The 1,201-nt window shown below is 55.0% G+C and carries 1 protein-coding gene; it reads right to left on the bottom strand.

Annotated elements, in window-relative coordinates:
- Positions 1-1,119 (bottom strand): integrase core domain-containing protein (locus tag TU80_RS31055; protein WP_057006151.1); only part of this gene is annotated, 1,119 nt, incomplete at its 3' end.
- Positions 1,120-1,201: the final 82 nt, after the last annotated feature.

Below are 1,201 nucleotides of genomic sequence, written 5' to 3'. Positions count from 1 at the left end.
GCTGTCTAGCCTACCCAGTGGATAGTTACATAGGTACATGTCCCACACGTTGTCGTCCACTTCTCGCAGTCCAACGGACTCTCCTACCAGTGACTCACTCAAAAAGATCATCCTGCCCCTCCACTTCATTGATCCGTCTGTTCTGACTTTGCGTACCTCCATATCCGCTCCATATTCGGCAGGAGGTACCCAGCCTGTATAGATCCTTGGCGATTTATCGTACAGATCGTTCGGCACTTTCATACCCAACGCCTCGTGCGGCCGATCATGATTGAATTCCTGTCGAAATCGTTCAAACGCCAACTGCTGCTGGACCATATTGGCTTCTGGCGTCTTCAGTAACGCGGCCTTGAGTGAGCGATGCATACGCTCATGCCGCCCGTTCTGATCGGGTCGCCCCGGCTGAATACGCTCTGGGTAGATACCCAGTCGTATCCACCATACGGCCAGACTCGAGAGCCTGTTGAGGCCGGTTGAAGCGAAGGGTGAACCGTTGTCAGTCCTGATGACGTCAGGCAGACCATACTCGCGAAAAGCCCAGTCAAAACCCTCGCGGGCCCCGGCCACACTGGGCTGAGCACGACACAACAATATGAATCTGCTGGCCTGATCCGTGAGTGTCAGCGGGTAACAGCGTCGGCCATCCGTCATTAAAAAGTCGCCTTTGAAGTCAGCGGCCCACGTTTGATTGGGGAGGTCTGCCGGGCGAAGTTTGACGGGGCCGGTAGGCGGACGATTGCGCTTGCGCCGCTCTTGGACCAGTCCCGCTCGTTTGAGCCATTCCCCCGCCGTGCTGGGTGCCGGCCAATGACATTCCGGATAGCGATTGGAAAGGACCTTGACCAGCTTTTTGGGGCCCCAGTCATGGTGTTGATGCTTGAGCTCAATTAGAGCAGCAATATGTGCATCGCACGTTTGAAAAGGGCTTGAGAGTGGACGGCGTGAAGCCTCCTTGAGTCCGTCCAAGCCCGCAGTGGCGTACCGTTGCAGCCACTTGTCCAAGGTCGGTCGACTAATGCCGTAGCTCAATGCCAGTTGATGTTTTGAATAGGCGCCGGACAGCCAGTCGCCTATCAATCTGACTTTTTGGTCCATAGGGGACTCTCGATTCCATGACATGGCCAGTTACCTCCTGGCCATGATTAATACATGTAAACGATGTCTCCGGTTTCAAACGTAAAGGATGTCTCCGGTCTGTACC

Source organism: Pseudomonas veronii (genome assembly GCF_001439695.1).
GTDB lineage: Bacteria > Pseudomonadota > Gammaproteobacteria > Pseudomonadales > Pseudomonadaceae > Aquipseudomonas > Aquipseudomonas veronii.
This window is presented reverse-complemented; position numbering and strand designations above follow the sequence as displayed.